Origin of the sequence: Agrobacterium sp. ST15.13.013, assembly GCF_027956525.1 — a bacterium.
Classification (GTDB): Bacteria; Pseudomonadota; Alphaproteobacteria; order Rhizobiales; family Rhizobiaceae; genus Agrobacterium; species Agrobacterium salinitolerans.
In genome coordinates this window covers 73734-90421 of record NZ_JAQKGP010000010.1, presented here as the reverse complement: position 1 = coordinate 90421, position 16688 = coordinate 73734, and the positions used below count along the sequence as shown (strand labels likewise).

Sequence of the window (16688 nt, the reverse complement as noted above, 5' to 3'; positions counted from 1 at the left end):
GAAGAAATCAGAGGTTAACATGACCAATATCATTCAGCAGCTGGAAGCCGAACAGGCCGCCAAGATCGAAGCAAAGCGCACCCTGCCCGAGTTTTCTCCGGGCGACACCCTGCGCGTCAACGTGCGCGTTACCGAAGGTAACCGTACCCGCGTACAGGCTTACGAAGGCGTTTGCATCGCCCGTTCCGGCGGCGGTCTTTCCGAAAGCTTCACCGTTCGCAAGATTTCCTACGGCGAAGGCGTCGAGCGCGTATTCCCGATCTACTCCCCGCTGGTCGAAGGCGTTGAAGTCGTTCGCCGCGGTAAGGTTCGCCGCGCGAAGCTCTACTACCTGCGCGACCGTCGCGGTAAAGCTGCCCGTATCGTTGAAAACACCGGTACGCGCGCCCGCAAGCTGAACGAGTCCGAGCGTCAGGCGCTTGCCGACGAGAAGGCGCGTCTGGAAGCCGAAAAGGTAGCAGCAGCTCAGGCTCTCGCCGCAGAAAAGGCAGCAGCCGAAGCCGCAGAAGCCAAGGCAGCGGAAGAAGCAGCAAAGGCTGCTGAAACCGCAGCGGAATAAGATTTCCATTTCGATGGATTGATCAAAAGGCGGCCTTCGGGCCGCCTTTTTTGTTGCGCTGATGTAGCGCAACAAGCCATGCGAGGAAAATGCCGCTTGAAAGCCGCGTTTGGCAAGCATTGGCTGGCCAGAGAGAATACCGACGTTCTTTCAGTCATTTGCTTCGCCGAAAGATCCGGCAGATTTCGACCGGCAACAAATGCTGACCTGATTTCCCGCAAAACTGTTTTAGCCAATCTTCGAACAGCATTGCCTAATTGCATTTATTGTGCAATTTTCTAGCCGTTTCAGGTGTTATTATGTTTTTATTTAATTCTTTTTTAACAAAAAATAAGTCCGCTTTTTTCGCCGTTGGTCTCGCCAGCGCGTTGATGAATGTTCTTAATCTTTCCGGCTCGCTTTTCATGCTGGAAGTTTACGACCGCATTTTGCCAAGCAAGAGCATTCCATCCCTTGTGGCGCTGGTCGTTCTCCTGATCGTTCTCTACGCGTTTCTGATGGGGTTCGACGCGCTGCGAGGACGCATATTGGCGCGCATCTCGGACAATATGGACGACGCGCTCAATCAGAAGCTTTTCAGGGCGTCAATCACTGCCCCGCTCCTTGCCTCGGGGAAGATCGATGGGCTGCAGATCGTCGGCGATCTCGATCAGATCCGCCAGTTTCTCTCCGGGCCAGGTCCGGCGGCTTTTTTCGATATTCCCTGGCTGCCCATCTATCTGCTGATCTGTTTCGCCCTGCATCCATGGATCGGGTTTGCTGTGCTCGGCGGCGCCTTGGTTCTTATCGTACTGACGCTTCTGACTAATTGGTTGACCGAAAGGGCGACAAAACAGGCTTATACTGCACGAGGCCAAAGAAACGTCCTCGTCGGCAGCAGCCAGCGCAACATTGAATCCATCAAGACCATGGGCATGATGGGGGCGGTGACATCCATGTGGGACGAGCTACATTCCAGATATCGCGCCGTCACCCTGTCGACATCCGATACGGCCGGCATGCTCGGCGCCATGTCGCGAACATTCCGACTGTTGCTGCAATCCGGCGTCATGGCGATCGGCGCCGTTCTTGTCATCGACGGCAATGCATCGGCGGGCAGTATCATCGCAGGGTCGATCCTCTCCGCAAAGGCGCTCGGCCCTGTCGAACATGCGATTGCGAACTGGCGCAGCTTCATGACCGCAAGACAGGGCTGGAAACGCGTCAACGAGTTCCTGGAACTGGTGCCCGAACCCTCGCCGCCGCTCTCCCTGCCCCGCCCGCAATATACCGTAGCGGTTGACCGTGTAACCGGTGGACCGCCAAACGGCGCGCGCGATACGGTTGCCGATATTTCCTTCACGCTGAACGCGGGCGATGGTCTCGGCATCATCGGCCCAAGCGCCTCCGGCAAATCCACGTTGGCACGCTTGATGACCGGCATCTGGCCCTATGAACGCGGTTCCGTCCGCTTCGATGGGGCCGCGCTCAACCAGTGGGATTTCGAGTTTCTCGGCAAATCCGTCGGCTACATGCCCCAGCAGGTGGAGCTGATGCCCGGGACTGTGGCGCAGAATATTGCGCGCTTCGACCGCGATGCGACAGCGGAAGCGGTTGTCGCCGCGGCCAAGGCCGCACAGGTGCATGAGCTGATCCTGAACCTGCCCAACGGTTACGATACCTATATTGGCGACCGTGGCGAGGCTTTATCGGGCGGACAAAAACAGCGCATCGGCCTTGCCCGCGCCCTGTTTGGCGAGCCTTTTTTCGTTCTTCTCGATGAGCCGAACTCCAATCTGGACAGCGAAGGCGAAGCGGCCCTGCGCAACGCCATTGGCGACATCAGGGCGCGCGGCGGCATCGTCGTCGTGATTGCCCATCGCCCCAGCGCGATTGAAAGCGTCAATCTGGTGATGGTGATGAGCAACGGTCGGATGCTGCGTTTTGGCACGAAGGAGGAGGTGCTCGCGCAAATACTGCGGCAGAATATCCGCCAGGTGCCTGAGGAGGAAGAGACGCGCAAGATTGAAAACCGGGTGAGCGAAAATGGTTGAGACGGAAAAAACCGGCAGGACAAATGCCTCCATTCTCAAACACTCGACCGCGGTGGTCGTTCTGGCGCTCGGCCTGTTGGTCGGATTGGGCGGGTGGGCTGCTTTTGCAAAGCTTGCCGGTGCGGTGGTCGCCACTGGCCGGGTCGTCGTTGAAGGCAATTCCAAAAAGATCCAGCATCTTTCCGGTGGCATCGTCAGCGAGATAAATGTCGCCGAAGGTGACAGGGTAGAAGCCGGTCAGATCCTGTTGCGGCTGAGCGCGACCGTCGTGCAGGCGAACCTCTCGATCGTTGAAAATACGCTTGCGCAACTTTACACGCGACGGGCTCGTCTGCGTGCGGAAATTGCCGAGGCGACGTCTTTCACCGTGCAGGAAGATCTGGCGGCCCTGACGAGTTCCAAGGCGGCCAAAACCTTTATCGACAGCGAACAGAACCTCTTCAACAGCCGTCGCAACGCCTTGATCGGCATGAAGAAGCAGCTGGCAACTCGCAAGGATCAGCTCGCCGACGAGGCTCGCGGCCTCGAGGTGCAGGTGCAGGCAACGGACAATGAGCTTACCATCGTCAAAGAAGATGTTTCCAAGACGGACGAGCTCTTCAAAAAAGGGCTTGTCACGCTTCAGCGCCTCAATCTCCTCAAGCGCCAGCTTTCCAATCTCGAAGGCCAGCAGGGCCAATACATCGCCGCCCGGGCACAGACGGTGGGCAAGCTGAGCGAATTGGACCTGCAATTGCTTCAGCTCGATGAAGACCGGAAATCGGAAGTCACGAAAGATCTGACATCGATCGAAGCGACCGTCGCGGAATATGAAGAGAGGCTGGCGGCAACGCGCGATCAGCTGGATCGCCTTGACATCCGCTCACCGATCGCCGGCCGCGTCTACCAGCTTTCAGTGCATAATATAAACGGTGTCATTCAACCGGGCGAAGTGCTGATGCTGGTGGTGCCTGAGCAGGATGAGCTTGCCATCGAGGCCAATATAACCCCACGGGACATCGATCAGATTTACGTCGGACAGCCGGTTACCATTCGTTTCACGGCGTTCAATCAAAGCACGACGCCGGATTTCAGCGCGCAAGTTGCTGTCGTCGCCCCGGACCTGCAGATGGATTCCCGGACCGGCACATCTTATTACGCGCTGCGTATCAAACCCGACAAGGCCGGAATGGGTCATCTGCCCGGCGGGAAACTATATCCCGGCATGCCGGCCGAAGTATTCATACAAACCAGCGAAAGGAGTGTTCTTTCTTATTTTGTAAAACCGTTCCAGGACAGGCTCAAAAAGACCTTCGTACAGGAATAAACAGTTTCCATTGCATAATTTTTCGAAAGGAATTTTCGCAACACGCTAAAGACGCACTTTATTCAAAAAAACAATTTCTTATATTGTATTATCATTTTTTACGTATTAAATATTACCCGCAATATTTATTACAAATTTAATTTCAATTCATCGATTTCTCAAAAATTTATGGGAGTGTAAAATGGCGTTAAAAGTAACTTTTGGTAATGGTGGCGCTGCTTCGGTCTCTTCGCTCACCAATCTGGTCGATCAGGAAGCTTATAAGCTCCTAACCGAATCCACAGCACAGGTCAAAAACGGTTCTTCGCTCGACTCCGGCGTGGTCAATGTCGGCGCGGTATCCGTTCCCGGCACCGGCGCGGGCGGCACGGTCGATGTCGGCTATGATCCCAGCTCTAACAGCTTCAAATTTGACGTGTCTTCGGCATGGAATTCGGTAAAAAACGCTCTCGCCCAGTCCGACACTTCTGAAAACCTTATCTTCAAGGATTTCGTTCAGGTCGATGTTCATCTCGGCGGCACCGGTTCGTCCAACGTTGAAGTTCTCAATGCCAAGCGTGGCAACATCTCGACCGGCGAAGGCAATGACACTGTCACCGTCTCTGTCATTTCGAACGACAAGGCTTGGGTAAACGCCTTCAACATCGACACGGGCGCCGGCAACGACACCATCGTGGTCAAGGCGGGCACGGCATTCGATGGCGGCGTTGCTGCCGGTACCAATGTCGTGAACGGTGGCGCTGGCGTCACCGACGGCAGCTTCACCTCCGTCAAGATCGACGCCGGCGCAGGCAACGACTCTATCGACCTGAGTGGCGTAAACCTCGCCTCCTCGCTGGTAGCCGGCGGTAAGGGCATCGACCACATAAAGGCAAGCGGTGGCGCCGATACCTTCGTCTTCAATCTCGGCGACATGGCCAAGAGCTTTGCGACCGACACTATCGAAGGCTTCAACACGGCCATGGACAAGCTCAAGCTGGTCGGTACGGTACTCGACAACTGGGCGGTGTCGACGATCGATAACGACACCATCCTCACCTACAACGTCACTGGCGAGCACAAGGGCGAAAAGATCGTTGTCGCCGGTGTCCACCTGACCGGTAGCGACTGGTTCACCGCGTAATTCTCTTGAAGAGAATTCATTATTTGCCGCTTAAAATGATCGTGGCCCGGAGACATCCGGGCCACGATTTTTTGCATATGCGGCGATCGGCAACCGCTTCAGATGTCGCAATATTCCAAAATCAGGCCGCTTTGACCTGATTGCCCATTCTGCGCGTTGCGATGATGACCAGCACGCCTGCTAGCGCCAGGCAAAAGGCAAGGAAGAACATCGGCGCAATGGTGCTGCCGGTCTCATCCTTGATCCAGGGCACCACGTTCTGCGCCACGAAGCCACCCAGATTGCCGACGGAATTGATCGCGGCGATGCCGGCGGCCGCACCTGCTCCCTTGAGGAAGCGGCCGGGCAGGCTCCAGAACACCGGCTGGCCGGCAAAGATGCCGGCAGCGGCGATGCAGAGGAAGGCGAACTGCAGCACCGGGTCACTGAGCAAGGCCGACATCAACAGGCAAAAGGCGCCAATGAAGGCGGGGGCGACGATATAGGGCGTCTTGTTCTTTGCCTTGTCGGCTGCCAAAGGCACGACGAACAGGGCAACGGCAACGATCACCCAAGGGATGATGTTGATGAAGCCATTGGCGGTGTTGGAAACGCCGAAGCTCTTCACGATGGTCGGAAGCCAGTAGCTGAGACCATAAGCGGCCAGCGGGAATCCGACATAGCAAAGCGCCATGAACAGAACGCGCGGATTGACCAGCGCCTTGAAGCCATCCTCTGCATGCTCTTCCATGCCCTTGTTCTCTTGGGCCAGCCGGTTCTTCAACCAGTCCTTCTCATCCCGGCTCAGGAACTTCGCCTTTTCGGGTGTATCGTCCAGATAAAAGAAGGTGACGATACCCGCGATCACCGCCGGAATACCGGTCGCGAGAAACACCCATTCCCATCCGGCATAGCCGAGGAAACCATCCAGATCGAGCAGCATGCCGCCGAGCGGCGCGCCGATGGCATTGGCAAGCGCGCTGAAAATCATGAACAGGCCGATCATACGGCCGCGATAATCGCGCGGGAACCAGAGCGTCATCAGGAACAATACACCCGGGAAGAAGCCCGCCTCGCAGAGTCCGAGCAGGAAGCGCAGGATGTAGAACATCGTAGCGTTCTGCGTGTAGGCAAGCGCGATGGTGACGGCGCCCCAGGAAACCAGAATGCGGGCAAACCATTTGCTGGCGCCGAAACGGTTGAGGAACAAGTTGCTCGGCACTTCGAAGATGAAGTAACCGATGAAGAACAGCGAAGCGCCAAGGCCGTAGGCATATTCGCTAAGGCTCAGCGCATCGACCATCTGCAGCTTTGCGAAGCTGACATTCTGGCGGTCGATATAGGCAATGAGATAGAGAAGGCCAAGAAACGGCATCAGCCGCCAGGTGATCTTCGAGATAAGGGCTTTTTCGGATACCATATGCTTTCCCTCCCTTCGATTTCTCGTCGAAACGCAAATGATAAGGGAACCCATCTATATGTGCGCCGCAAAATAGGCAAGTTGCATTGCAATATAACCATTGAAGATCCCCTGCAAGACAAGACTGTTGAGGCCATTCAGCAATGATGCAGCGCACATGGAAAATGCCAAACCGTCGCATTCCGTGCTCTGCGCATTCATGTTGCCGTTAAACCGGCGATCTGCTATGAAGGCTGCCATGGGATCTAAATTCGGATGTCTCGCGCAGAATGTTTATGTGCTGCAGGACCACAAGCGTCTGCCGGCACGGTTCTTTGCGCGCGTTTCCGGGGCGCTCACCAGCCGACTTAGGCTCGCCTGACAGCACCGCTGTCCACGCCATTCCGAACCCTGATTACACTTTTCCATGACAAGGCATAGAGCCATGAGCGCACCCCGCACCTTATATGACAAGATCTGGGACGACCACGTCGTCAATCGCGACCCAGACGGAACCTGTCTTCTCTACATCGACCGTCACCTCGTCCATGAGGTGACGAGCCCGCAGGCCTTCGAAGGCCTGCGCATGGCCGGTCGCCCCGTGCATTCGCCTGCCCGCACGCTGGCCGTTGTGGACCACAACGTTCCGACCACGGCCGACAGGCTGGAAGGCATCAAGAACGAGGAAAGCCGCATTCAGGTGGAAGCGCTTGCGCAGAACGCCAAGGATTTCGGCGTCGAATATTATTCCGAGCGCGACAAGCGCCAGGGCATTGTCCATATCGTCGGCCCCGAACAAGGTTTCACCCTGCCCGGCATGACGATCGTCTGCGGCGACAGCCACACCTCGACCCACGGCGCCTTTGGCGCACTGGCGCATGGCATCGGCACCTCGGAAGTGGAGCATGTTCTGGCGACGCAGACGCTGATCCAGAAGAAAGCCAAGAACATGCTGGTGCGTGTCGACGGTAAAGTTCCTGATGGCGTTACCGCCAAGGACATCATCCTCGCCATTATCGGCGAGATCGGCACGGCGGGTGGCACCGGCCACGTAATCGAATTTGCCGGCGAGGCGATCCGCTCGCTCTCCATGGAAGGCCGCATGACGGTCTGTAACATGACCATTGAGGGCGGCGCGCGTGCGGGTCTTATCGCACCGGATGAAACCACCTTCGATTACATCAAGGACAAGCCGCGCTCGCCGAAGGGTGAAACGCTGGAACAGGCCATCGCCTATTGGAAAACGCTGAAATCCGACGAAGGCGCCCATTACGACAAGGTCGTGGTGCTGGATGCGGCCAACCTGCCGCCCATCGTCTCCTGGGGTTCGTCTCCGGAAGACGTGACCTCCGTTGAAGGCATTGTTCCCAATCCCGATGACATCGAGGAAGAAAACAAGCGCGCCTCCAAGTGGCGTGCGCTTGAGTATATGGGCCTGAAGCCCGGCACGCGCATCACCGATATCGCCATCGACCGCGTCTTCATCGGCTCCTGCACCAATGGCCGCATCGAGGATTTGCGCGCGGCGGCGAAGATCGTTGACGGCCGTAAAGTCGCTCCCACCGTTTCGGCCATGATCGTGCCGGGCTCCGGTCTCGTGAAGGAACAGGCGGAACAGGAAGGTCTGGACAAGATTTTCCTCGAAGCCGGTTTCGAATGGCGCGAACCGGGCTGCTCCATGTGCCTTGCCATGAATGATGACCGCCTGAAACCCGGCGAACGCTGCGCCTCCACCTCGAACCGCAATTTCGAGGGCCGTCAGGGCTATAAGAGCCGCACTCACCTCGTCTCGCCAGCTATGGCGGCAGCGGCGGCGATTGCCGGTCATTTCGTCGACGTGCGTGAGTGGCAATGATTGCCGCATGATTGCTTGAACAGCAAACCCCGGAGCGATCCGGGGTTTTTGTTTATTCGGAAATAATCTTCACACGCTGGCCGGGCTGCAGCGTCGCCGTGGCGCTCATGGCATTGATCATGCGGAACATGTCGAGCTTCCGGTCGGTTCCCATCATCCGCGCCGCCATCGTCGCCACGGTTTCACCGGGCTTCACAGTCACCACCCGCACCCTCAGCGGCTTCAGCGAGGCAATTTCCTGCGGCGTCATCTTGCGGAAGCTGGTGCGCAATATGTTGGCGATAGAATCGAGCTGGGTATTGCCCTTCGGCACGGCCGTCAGGAAACGGAATATCTGCTGGCCGACACGAATGACGGTCACGTCGAAGTCCCATTTATCCGCACTTGCCCGGGCTGTCGCAGCCTCCAGACCGTTGATCTTCGTTTCCTTGACGGTTTCCGGCAACAGGCCGGCAACCCAGCCGCTGGTCAGATAATTGGCAAGGCTCGTCTGTTTCGGATCGGCGACGCCGTCGAAACGGATCGCCATATCGCCCGGTCCCGTCGCCAGAACAGCCTCGACCTTGTTGTCGATGACGAAACCTTCCGGCACATCGAAACGAATGCCAAGCGTTCCGTGCAGGAATGTCTGGCCGCGGACATAACCCTCCTGCGGGCTGTCGCCATAAAGCAGGCCGTCTATGCCATCCAGAAACCAGTCGCGACCACGATCCCCGACCTGGCCGTCCTGGCCGAAGGCGCGTGCATGACGCCGCGCAAGCTCGATGCGCTGCGGCGTGTTGGGGTGGCTGGAAAGAAAGTCGAGGCTCTGGTCGTTTTCAGGGTCGGCCGAGGAGAAGCGCGCATAGGCCGCCATGGAATCCAGAAAACGCGGCGAGGCAAAGGGGTCGTAACCGGCCTCGCCCAGCATGCGCACGCCGATCACATCCGCCTGCAATTCCTGCTGGCGCGAAAAGGCCGCGAGCCGCAGCTTGCCGCGCGCAAGCGCCTGCTTGCCAGCAAGATCGCTCGACAGCACTTCGGCAACCACGCGGCTGGCAATCACCTCCGCCTCTTCGCGGCGCTGGCGTTCGATGCCGTGATTGGCGGTGACATGGCCCATTTCATGCGAAAGCACGGCGGCCACTTCCGAAGCATCGTTGGCAAGCGCTAGCAGTCCGCGCGTCACGTAAAGATATCCGCCCGGCAGCGCAAAGGCGTTGATGGCCGGCGAGTTAAGGATAGTGATGCGGTAGGACTGTTGCGGGTTTTCCGAAACAGCCGTCAGAGCACCGGCGATGCGGGCGACAAGCCGCTCCGTCTTAGCGTCACGATATTCGCCGCCATAACTTGCCACGATGCGCGGATGTTCGCGTGCACCCATCTGGGCGCGCGGATCATTCTTCTGCACTTGTTCGACCGTTTGCGGATTATCCGACGGCCGCAAGGTGGACTGGTATGCCGGGCTGAAGAGAGACTGACACGACGACAGGAACACGGCAGACGCCGTCAGCACGGAACAGGCGGCAACCATCCTGCCCGAACGGCGAAGGCCTGAACGGGAGAAGAGCCTCCCCTCTGCGGTCATGCTATTTCTCATTCTCTATGCCTGCCCCTAACGTTCCTGATCATCCGTTAATTGCAGACCAGAATAACAGATTCGCCCCAACGGGCGATGAATGCCGAAACGGTAAAAACGATCCATGAAGTCCGGATTATTCCTGAAGAACGCAATAATTCCCATCTTTTCTCGGGCAACAACTTGAAACTGGCAAGTGCAAATTAGCGCCATTGAAGTCATCTAAATCGATTGCCAGCGGCACACGTCGAAAATAAGGCGATCACCCGTTCAGAAAACTGTCCACCGCCTTCACATTTTGTGTGGCGAAGAAATCTGCGGTAGAGCCGACATAGACAACCCGGCCGCGATCAAGAAAAACCACCTGCTGCGCCAGCTTCTTTATGTCGTCAGGATGGTGGGTGACAATAATCACCGTGTTTTTTGTTTCTCCATGCAAGTCGAGAAGCAGGGAGGCCATACCCGCCCGCAGTCCCGGATCGAGTGCGGCAAAGGGCTCGTCGAGCAGCATGACCGGTTTTTTTCTGACCAGCGCGCGCGCCAGCGCCGCCCTCTGCCTTTCTCCGCCGGAAAGCGTGCCCGGCAAACGTTTGTCGAAACCCGCAAGACCGACGCGGACGAGGGCCATCTCAATCCGTTCCCGGTCTTCCACACGTAATTTCAGCCCGGGGCTGACACCGAGAGCGACATTGGTGAAGATATCGAGATGGGCGAAAAGATTATTATCCTGGAAGATCGATGAGACCGGTCTCTCCGAAGGATCGAGCGCCGCCATGTCCTGCCCGCCGATCATCACGCGGCCGGAATCCGGCACCTCGAAGCCTGCGACGAGGTTGAGAAGCGTCGACTTGCCAGAACCGGACGCGCCAACGACAGCGGTTATCCGGCTCTGCGGGAATGTGCAATCGAGGTCGAAATCCTGCGTTCCAAGCCGCAGCCTGACCTTGTTGAGTTCAACGGCAAAATCTTCGCCGGTCATATGCTCGCCCTTGCTGATGGGGATTGCCGCGCAACACCGCCTGCGGCAAGCAGCAGGCAGACGATACCGAGAAGGGAGGCATAACCGGCGGCGTCATTGGTACGATAGCTGCCCATGCTGCTGTAAACCAGCCATGGCAGAGTGACGAAACTTTCCGACCCGAACAGGGCAACCGCACCTAAATCGCCGAGAGACAGGGCCATGGCGAAGGAAAACGCCATGGCCAGCGGCCGCCACAGAACCGGAAGATCGGCGAACCGCAGCCGCGTCAAGCCCTGAAGCCCGAGACTGGCGGAAAGCCGGCCGGTGCGCAAAAAATGACTGGTGAAAGCCGGTTCCAGCACCCGCATGGCAAGCGGCAAAGCCATCAGCATATTGATGAGCGCCACGAGGACCGGCGCATAGAAGCTGACATCGCCGAAAACCCGCAATAACAGGAACCACCCGCTTCCCAATACGACAGGCGGCACCAAAAGCACCAGCGAAGACCCCGCCCCCAGCATGGCGGAGAGGAAGCGCAGGGGTTGCCCCGCCTGCCGTCTGGAGCCTATCGCCTGTCGCGCGCCGATGATCGCCATGCAGCAGAGCACAACAAGAGCTGCGGACAGTGCGGCAATTGCAAGACTGGCCACCGCCGCGCGCAGGAAAATCGGCGCGGACAGAAGGCGCGGCAGATCGGCCCTCAAACCCGAAACAGCGATGGCAGCAAGCGGCAGCCCGATCAGCAGAACAGCGAACACGATTGCCACGCCATCCCAAAGACGGGCGCCGACGCCTTTTCCATCGAAACGGCGAAGGGAACGGCCAAGCGAGGGAATCTCCGCTTCGGGCGACGGCAAAAAGGCAAGAAGGCCGAGCAGAATTGCGGTGAGGGCAATCTGCAAAACCGAAAGCGCAATCGCCCGCTGCGGATCGAAATCGAACCGCAGCGCCTGATAGATCGCCACCTCCAGCGTCGTTGCCGCCGGCCCGCCGCCCAAAAGAAGAACGAGCGTGAAGCTGGTGGCGCACAGCATGAAGACAAGCCCGGCAATACCGGGGATGAGACGCGCGACCGCCGGCCATTCGATAAAACGGAAAATCGAAACCGGACCCATACCGAGGCTCGCCGCCATGCGCCAATATTCGCCCGGAATACGCTCCAGCCCGGCCAGCATCAGCCGCACCGAAAGCGGCAGATTGAAAAACACATGGGCAATAAGAATGCCGGAAAGACCGTAAATGCTGAACGGCTCATCCGCCCCGGCAAAAACAAGGGCCGAATTCAAAACGCCCTGCCTGCCCCAGATGGTGATGATACCGAAAGCGCCGACGATCACAGGCAGACCCATCGGCACCGCCATCAGTCTGACGATCCAGATTCTTCCTGGAAACTCGCGCCGACGGCAAAGCGCCAGTGCCACCGGCAGGCCGAGAAAAAGGGAAAGAAGGGTGGAGAGCGTTGCCTGATAAAGCGTGAAACGCAGGATGCGCAGCGTATAGGCATCCATGATGCCGGCAGCGGGCGCGCCGGCATCAAAAGACAGGAGAGCCGCAACCGCGAGCGCCATGAACAGGAAAACGGCAGCAAAAGCCGCCGTTCCGAAAATGATCGACCGTCGGTAATCGCGACACGGCATCATGCGCGGGTGTGCCCCTTCCTCAATTCATGCTCATGGCGGCAAGCCATTCATCGATCCATGCCTTGCGGTTCCTCGCCACCTCTTCCGGATCCATCACGAAAGTCTTCTGCGGCACCACGAGTTTGGAAAACGCCTCCGGCAAAGGCTTAGAGGTCGCCGCGACCGGCATCATCCAGTTGTTTTCCGGAATGGCATCCTGAAAACCGGATGTTAGCGTAAAAGCGAGGAACTGCTTTGCCAGTTCCTTGTGCGGCGCGTTTTTGAGGAGACCGGAAACCTCGATCTGGATGTAATGTCCTTCGGAAAAGGCGGCGGCCTGATAACGATCCGTTTTTTCAGCGACCATGTGATAGGCGGGCGAGGTGGTGTAGGAGAGCACCATCGGCACCTCACCCTTGGTGAAGAGGCCATAGGATTCCGACCAGCCCGGCGTGACGGTGAGAATGCGCTTCCTGAACTTTTCCCAAGCCTCCGGGGCCTTGTCGCCGTAAACCGATTTCACCCATAGCAGCAGGCCGAGCCCCGGCGTGGAGGTGCGCGGATCCTGAATGACGATTTTCTGCGAGGGGTCGCCTTCCACGAGGTCTTTCAGGCTCGTCGGCGGGCTTTTCACCGTCTGCGTATCATAGATGACAGCGAAATGACCGTAATCATAGGGAATGAAAACATCGTCCGTATAACCGCCCGGCACTTTGGCCGCCGATGCATCGATGCCGCTGACATCGAACAGACCGGTCTGTTTTGCTTCCGCGACAAGATTGGTGTCGAGACCGACGACGACATCCGCCTTGGACCCCGCCCCTTCAAGCTTCAGACGATTGAGCAGCGCCACGCCATCGGCCACGCCGACGAAATTGACCGTGCAATTACAAACCTTCTCGAAGGCTTCCTTCACCTTGGGGCCGGGACCCCATTCGGAAACGAAACTCTCATAGGTGTAGACGGTCAGTTCCTGTCTATCCTGTGCAATGGCAAGACCGGGCAGAAACAGCGAGGCGGCAACGAGGGAATTCAGGAAAAGACGACGGCGCACGGGTATCTCCTCAAAAAACGATAGGGAAATAGCCGTCTGCGTTAAAGCCGTCTAATCCCTCCGCCGGTATGAACCGGATCAGGTTCTTCGGGTTGGCAAGCCTCTCAGCCTTTTACACCAAAGCGCAAAAGACACCCCGTTAGATCAAGATGATGGTGTAATCCCGCCGTCCGTGATTGGCAAGATGGCCGAGGTCAGCCCTGTTCCGTCATATGCACCAGTTCCCAGACATGTCCGTCGGGGTCCTGAAAGCTGCCGGCATACATGAAGCCATGATCCTGCACGGGCTTCCAGCTGCCACCGCCGGAGGCGAGCGCCGTGGCGATCATCCGGTCGATTTCCTCCCTGCTTCCGGCGGAAAGACAGGTCAGAACCTCGGTGGTTCGCGTCGCATCGGCAATGTCGCCGTTGATGAAATCGCGGAAACGTCCCTCCTGCAGAAGCATCACGAAGATATTCTCTTCCACGATCATGCAGAGTGTGTGGTCATCTGAATATTCCGGGTTGAAGTTGAAACCGAGAGCAGTAAAGAAGTTTCTTGACGTCTCGATGTTCTTGACCGGCAGATTGACAAAAATCATGCGCATTTTTCAACTCCTCCAAGCGAACGCCGGCATAGAACGGCAATTCTGCTTTTCTGTCAAAGGTCGAAGGAGGACCGGCAAAGGAAGGACTGATGCCTTCAGCCCTCCAGTTCCTCGCGAAGCATCTCCAGTTCCAGCCATTCTTCTTCCATGTCTTCCAGCTTGTCGCGCAGCTTCGACATTTCCTGCGCCAGCGTGTTGAAAGCCTCCGGATCTTTTGTGAAAAGTTCCGGATCGGCCATGCGCTGCTCGCGTTTTGCGATTTCGCTTTGCGCCTTCTCCATCTCCTTAGGCAGATTTTCGAGCGCGAATTTCTGCTTGAAGGAAAGCTTGCCCTTCGCCTTTACAGGCTCCTGTGAAGCCGAGGCGGAAGATGCCGCTTTCGCCTTTTCCTGCTTCTCAGCCTTGCGCTTCTCGTCCGACGCCCCCTTGCGCTGCGCCATCATGTCCGAATAGCCACCGGCATATTCGATCCAGCGCCCGTCAGGCTGGTCGGGATTAACAGGGGCGATGGTGGAGGTCACGGTACGGTCAAGAAAATCGCGGTCGTGGCTGACGAGAATGACCGTGCCGGAGAAGCCGGCGACGATTTCCTGCAGCAGATCGAGCGTTTCGATATCGAGATCGTTGGTCGGCTCGTCGAGGATCAGAAGATTGGTCGGCCGTGCCAGAATGCGCGCCAGAATAAGGCGCGCGCGCTCGCCACCGGACAGGTTGCGGATTGGCGTGCGGGCCTGTTCCGGCTGGAACAGAAAGTCCTTCATATAGCCCGTCACATGCTTCAATTCGCCGTTAACCAGCAGATTTTCGCCGCGGCCATCGGTCAGATAATGCGCGAGCGTATCGTTGGGATTGAGATCCTCGCGCTTCTGGTCGAGCGTCGCAATCTCCAGATTGGTGCCAAGCTTCACCGTGCCGCTATCGGGCTCCAGCTGGCCGGTGAGCATCTTCAGAAGCGTGGTTTTACCGGCGCCGTTCGGGCCGACGAAGCCGATGCAATCGCCGCGATGGACGCGCAGCGAAAAGGGCGCGACGATCACGCGCTCGCCGTAAGCCTTGGTGATGGCCTCGGCCTCGATGACCAGTTTGCCGGATTCACGCCCTTCGGTAACGGTCGCCTGCACCGTGCCCTGCGGCCCCTTGTGGCCGCGATATTCCGCGCGCATCGCCTGAAGCTCGCCGACGCGGCGCATGTTGCGCTTGCGCCTTGCGGTCACGCCATAACGCATCCAGTGTTCTTCGCGCTCGATGGCCTTGCCGAGCTTGTGCTGCTCCAGCTCTTCCTCTTCCAGAACCTTGTCGCGCCATTCCTCGAAATGGGCAAAGCCACGATTGAGACGGCGGGACTGGCCACGATCGAGCCACACGGTCGAGGTCGAGACCTTCTCCAGAAAGCGCCGGTCGTGCGAGATCAGCACCAGCGCACTGCGCGTCTGCTGCAGCTCGCTTTCAAGCCATTCGATGGTGGGAAGATCGAGATGGTTGGTCGGCTCGTCCAGCATCAAAATATCCGGCTCAGGCGCCATGACGCGGGCAAGTGCCGCACGGCGCGCCTCGCCGCCTGAGAGGCTCTCTGGATTTTCCTGTCCGGTAAGGCCCAGATGTTCGAGAAGATAGGTCACGCGATAGGGATCGTCACCCGGTCCTAACCCCGCTTCCGCATAGGCCTGGACGGTGGCGTAACCGGCAAAATCCGGTGCCTGTTCCAGATAACGAATGGTGGCGGCGGGGTGCCGGAAAACCTCGCCCGACTGCGCCTCGATGAGACCCGCGGCGATCTTCATCAGGGTGGACTTACCGGAACCATTGCGCCCGACAAGGCAGATGCGATCGCCCGGTTCCACCTGGAGATTGGCGCCGTCGAGCAGCGGGGTCACGCCGAAGGTCAGCTTGATGTCATCGAGTTTCAAAATTGGGGGTGCCAAGGCGTCAGGCTCCGGTCAGGTCATAAGGGCGGGCGAGCACGATGGCTTTTCCGCTTTTCAGCGAGAAATGCACGGGGCCGCCATTCGCGACATTGGAAATAGTGCGGGACGAACCGAAAGCAAGCGCGAAATCCTTCAATGGATAACGCACATTGCCGATATCGAGCCCATCAAGAGCGGTAAATCCGGCAACCGAAAACAGCGAAGCGGGCGGCAGATCAATGGCGAGCGAACCGGCAAGCAACGGCCTTGCCTCTTCCTCACCCGAGGTCAGCGTCACCTCAAAACCATGTTCCGCAAGCGCTACCGCATAAAGAAGGTGTTGCAGAGCATGGTCGCTTCGTGCGCCGCCAAGCGCGCCCACCAGCAGCAGCGAATGCGCGCCGCGCGACAGTGCCTCGGAGACCGCGATCTCACCATCTGTCACTGCCTTTGCCGCCGGATAGGGTTGCCGCGTCACATCGGGCCAGGCGTTGAGCAACTCTTCATTGGCGGAATCGAAATCCCCAACCCACAGCTCGGGCACAAGGCCAAGCGGCCCGGCATGGCGCATGCCGCCATCGGCCGCAATCACACGGCTGTCCGCGACCGCCTCTTTCAGACGACCGGTCACCGTGACATCGCCGCCAAGCAGAATGGTGAAGCGCTCTTTGTTCATGCCCTGCCTTACCGCACCTCGGCCGAAAATGGAAAGCAGAAACCCGATGAAATCAGCCTATATTGATTTTCGCCG

Annotated in this window: 14 protein-coding genes and 1 riboswitch; of the genes, 5 read left to right on the top strand and 9 right to left on the bottom strand. The window is 58.0% G+C overall.

Annotated elements, in window-relative coordinates; all coding sequences use genetic code 11:
- The first annotated feature begins 19 nt into the window (after positions 1-19).
- The 4 genes from rplS to PL597_RS12250 all read left to right on the top strand — a co-directional run bounded on the left by rplS (position 20) and on the right by PL597_RS12250 (position 5021).
- Complete coding sequence (gene rplS / locus PL597_RS12265) at positions 20-559, top strand: 50S ribosomal protein L19 (RefSeq protein ID WP_003520506.1); 540 nt, start codon at positions 20-22, stop codon at positions 557-559.
- Between the two features lie 299 nt (positions 560-858).
- Entirely contained in the window at positions 859-2592 is a 1734-nt protein-coding gene (locus tag PL597_RS12260) for a type I secretion system permease/ATPase (RefSeq protein ID WP_077985461.1), read from the top strand.
- Positions 2585-3898 carry an HlyD family type I secretion periplasmic adaptor subunit gene (locus PL597_RS12255; RefSeq protein WP_271359386.1) on the top strand — a complete coding sequence of 438 codons (1314 nt, stop codon included), beginning with the start codon at positions 2585-2587 and terminating at the stop codon, positions 3896-3898. The genes PL597_RS12260 and PL597_RS12255 overlap by 8 nt, the downstream gene beginning before the upstream one ends.
- Positions 3899-4079: 181 nt before the next feature.
- Complete coding sequence (locus tag PL597_RS12250; RefSeq protein ID WP_173990303.1) at positions 4080-5021, top strand: rhizobiocin; 942 nt, start codon at positions 4080-4082, stop codon at positions 5019-5021.
- A gap of 121 nt (positions 5022-5142) precedes the next feature.
- Here the strand turns inward: PL597_RS12250 and PL597_RS12245 are convergent, their stop codons facing one another.
- Both PL597_RS12245 and PL597_RS12240 read right to left on the bottom strand, forming a co-directional pair.
- On the bottom strand, positions 5143-6420 hold the full coding sequence (locus tag PL597_RS12245) for an MFS transporter (protein WP_077985458.1): 1278 nt from the start codon (positions 6418-6420) through the stop codon (positions 5143-5145).
- 54 nt (positions 6421-6474) lie between these two features.
- Positions 6475-6660 (bottom strand): hypothetical protein, encoded by a 186-nt coding sequence (locus PL597_RS12240; protein ID WP_271365297.1) that lies wholly within the window; start codon positions 6658-6660, stop codon positions 6475-6477.
- A 184-nt stretch (positions 6661-6844) separates the two neighbouring features.
- On the opposite strand from PL597_RS12240, the gene leuC reads away from it, so the two are divergent.
- Complete coding sequence (gene leuC, locus PL597_RS12235) at positions 6845-8254, top strand: 3-isopropylmalate dehydratase large subunit (protein ID WP_077985457.1); 1410 nt, start codon at positions 6845-6847, stop codon at positions 8252-8254.
- A gap of 52 nt (positions 8255-8306) precedes the next feature.
- Here leuC and PL597_RS12230 read toward each other — a convergent pair whose 3' ends face one another.
- From PL597_RS12230 to PL597_RS12200, 7 genes are all read right to left on the bottom strand, one after another.
- A complete protein-coding gene (locus PL597_RS12230; RefSeq protein ID WP_236760878.1) occupies positions 8307-9767 on the bottom strand; it encodes a M48 family metalloprotease in 1461 nt (486 codons plus the stop codon).
- 307 nt (positions 9768-10074) lie between these two features.
- Positions 10075-10791: a thiamine ABC transporter ATP-binding protein gene (locus tag PL597_RS12225; protein WP_137412304.1), complete on the bottom strand. Its 717-nt coding sequence runs from the start codon at positions 10789-10791 to the stop codon at positions 10075-10077.
- Positions 10788-12413: a thiamine/thiamine pyrophosphate ABC transporter permease ThiP gene (thiP, locus tag PL597_RS12220; protein ID WP_271365250.1), complete on the bottom strand. Its 1626-nt coding sequence runs from the start codon at positions 12411-12413 to the stop codon at positions 10788-10790. The genes PL597_RS12225 and thiP overlap by 4 nt, the downstream gene beginning before the upstream one ends.
- Positions 12414-12432: 19 nt before the next feature.
- Positions 12433-13446: a thiamine ABC transporter substrate binding subunit gene (gene thiB / locus PL597_RS12215; RefSeq protein WP_271365249.1), complete on the bottom strand. Its 1014-nt coding sequence runs from the start codon at positions 13444-13446 to the stop codon at positions 12433-12435.
- Between the two features lie 38 nt (positions 13447-13484).
- Positions 13485-13595, bottom strand: a riboswitch (TPP riboswitch).
- A gap of 45 nt (positions 13596-13640) precedes the next feature.
- Complete coding sequence (locus PL597_RS12210) at positions 13641-14033, bottom strand: VOC family protein (protein ID WP_271365248.1); 393 nt, start codon at positions 14031-14033, stop codon at positions 13641-13643.
- A 95-nt stretch (positions 14034-14128) separates the two neighbouring features.
- A complete protein-coding gene (locus PL597_RS12205; protein WP_271365247.1) occupies positions 14129-15955 on the bottom strand; it encodes an ABC-F family ATP-binding cassette domain-containing protein in 1827 nt (608 codons plus the stop codon).
- 4 nt (positions 15956-15959) lie between these two features.
- The gene (locus PL597_RS12200; protein WP_269824810.1) at positions 15960-16613 is read right to left on the bottom strand and encodes a thiamine diphosphokinase; all 654 of its coding nucleotides are present in this window, start codon (positions 16611-16613) and stop codon (positions 15960-15962) included.
- Positions 16614-16688 lie beyond the last annotated feature (75 nt).

Coding starts and splice junctions, on each gene's coding strand:
- rplS (WP_003520506.1), top strand. CDS start 20: ATGACCAATATCATTCAGCAGCTGGAAGCCGAACAGGCCGCCAAGATC.
- PL597_RS12260 (WP_077985461.1), top strand. CDS start 859: ATGTTTTTATTTAATTCTTTTTTAACAAAAAATAAGTCCGCTTTTTTC.
- PL597_RS12255 (WP_271359386.1), top strand. CDS start 2,585: ATGGTTGAGACGGAAAAAACCGGCAGGACAAATGCCTCCATTCTCAAA.
- PL597_RS12250 (WP_173990303.1), top strand. CDS start 4,080: ATGGCGTTAAAAGTAACTTTTGGTAATGGTGGCGCTGCTTCGGTCTCT.
- PL597_RS12245 (WP_077985458.1), bottom strand. CDS start 6,420: ATGGTATCCGAAAAAGCCCTTATCTCGAAGATCACCTGGCGGCTGATG.
- PL597_RS12240 (WP_271365297.1), bottom strand. CDS start 6,660: ATGGCAGCCTTCATAGCAGATCGCCGGTTTAACGGCAACATGAATGCG.
- leuC (WP_077985457.1), top strand. CDS start 6,845: ATGAGCGCACCCCGCACCTTATATGACAAGATCTGGGACGACCACGTC.
- PL597_RS12230 (WP_236760878.1), bottom strand. CDS start 9,767: ATGGTTGCCGCCTGTTCCGTGCTGACGGCGTCTGCCGTGTTCCTGTCG.
- PL597_RS12225 (WP_137412304.1), bottom strand. CDS start 10,791: ATGACCGGCGAAGATTTTGCCGTTGAACTCAACAAGGTCAGGCTGCGG.
- thiP (WP_271365250.1), bottom strand. CDS start 12,413: ATGATGCCGTGTCGCGATTACCGACGGTCGATCATTTTCGGAACGGCG.
- PL597_RS12210 (WP_271365248.1), bottom strand. CDS start 14,033: ATGCGCATGATTTTTGTCAATCTGCCGGTCAAGAACATCGAGACGTCA.
- PL597_RS12200 (WP_269824810.1), bottom strand. CDS start 16,613: ATGAACAAAGAGCGCTTCACCATTCTGCTTGGCGGCGATGTCACGGTG.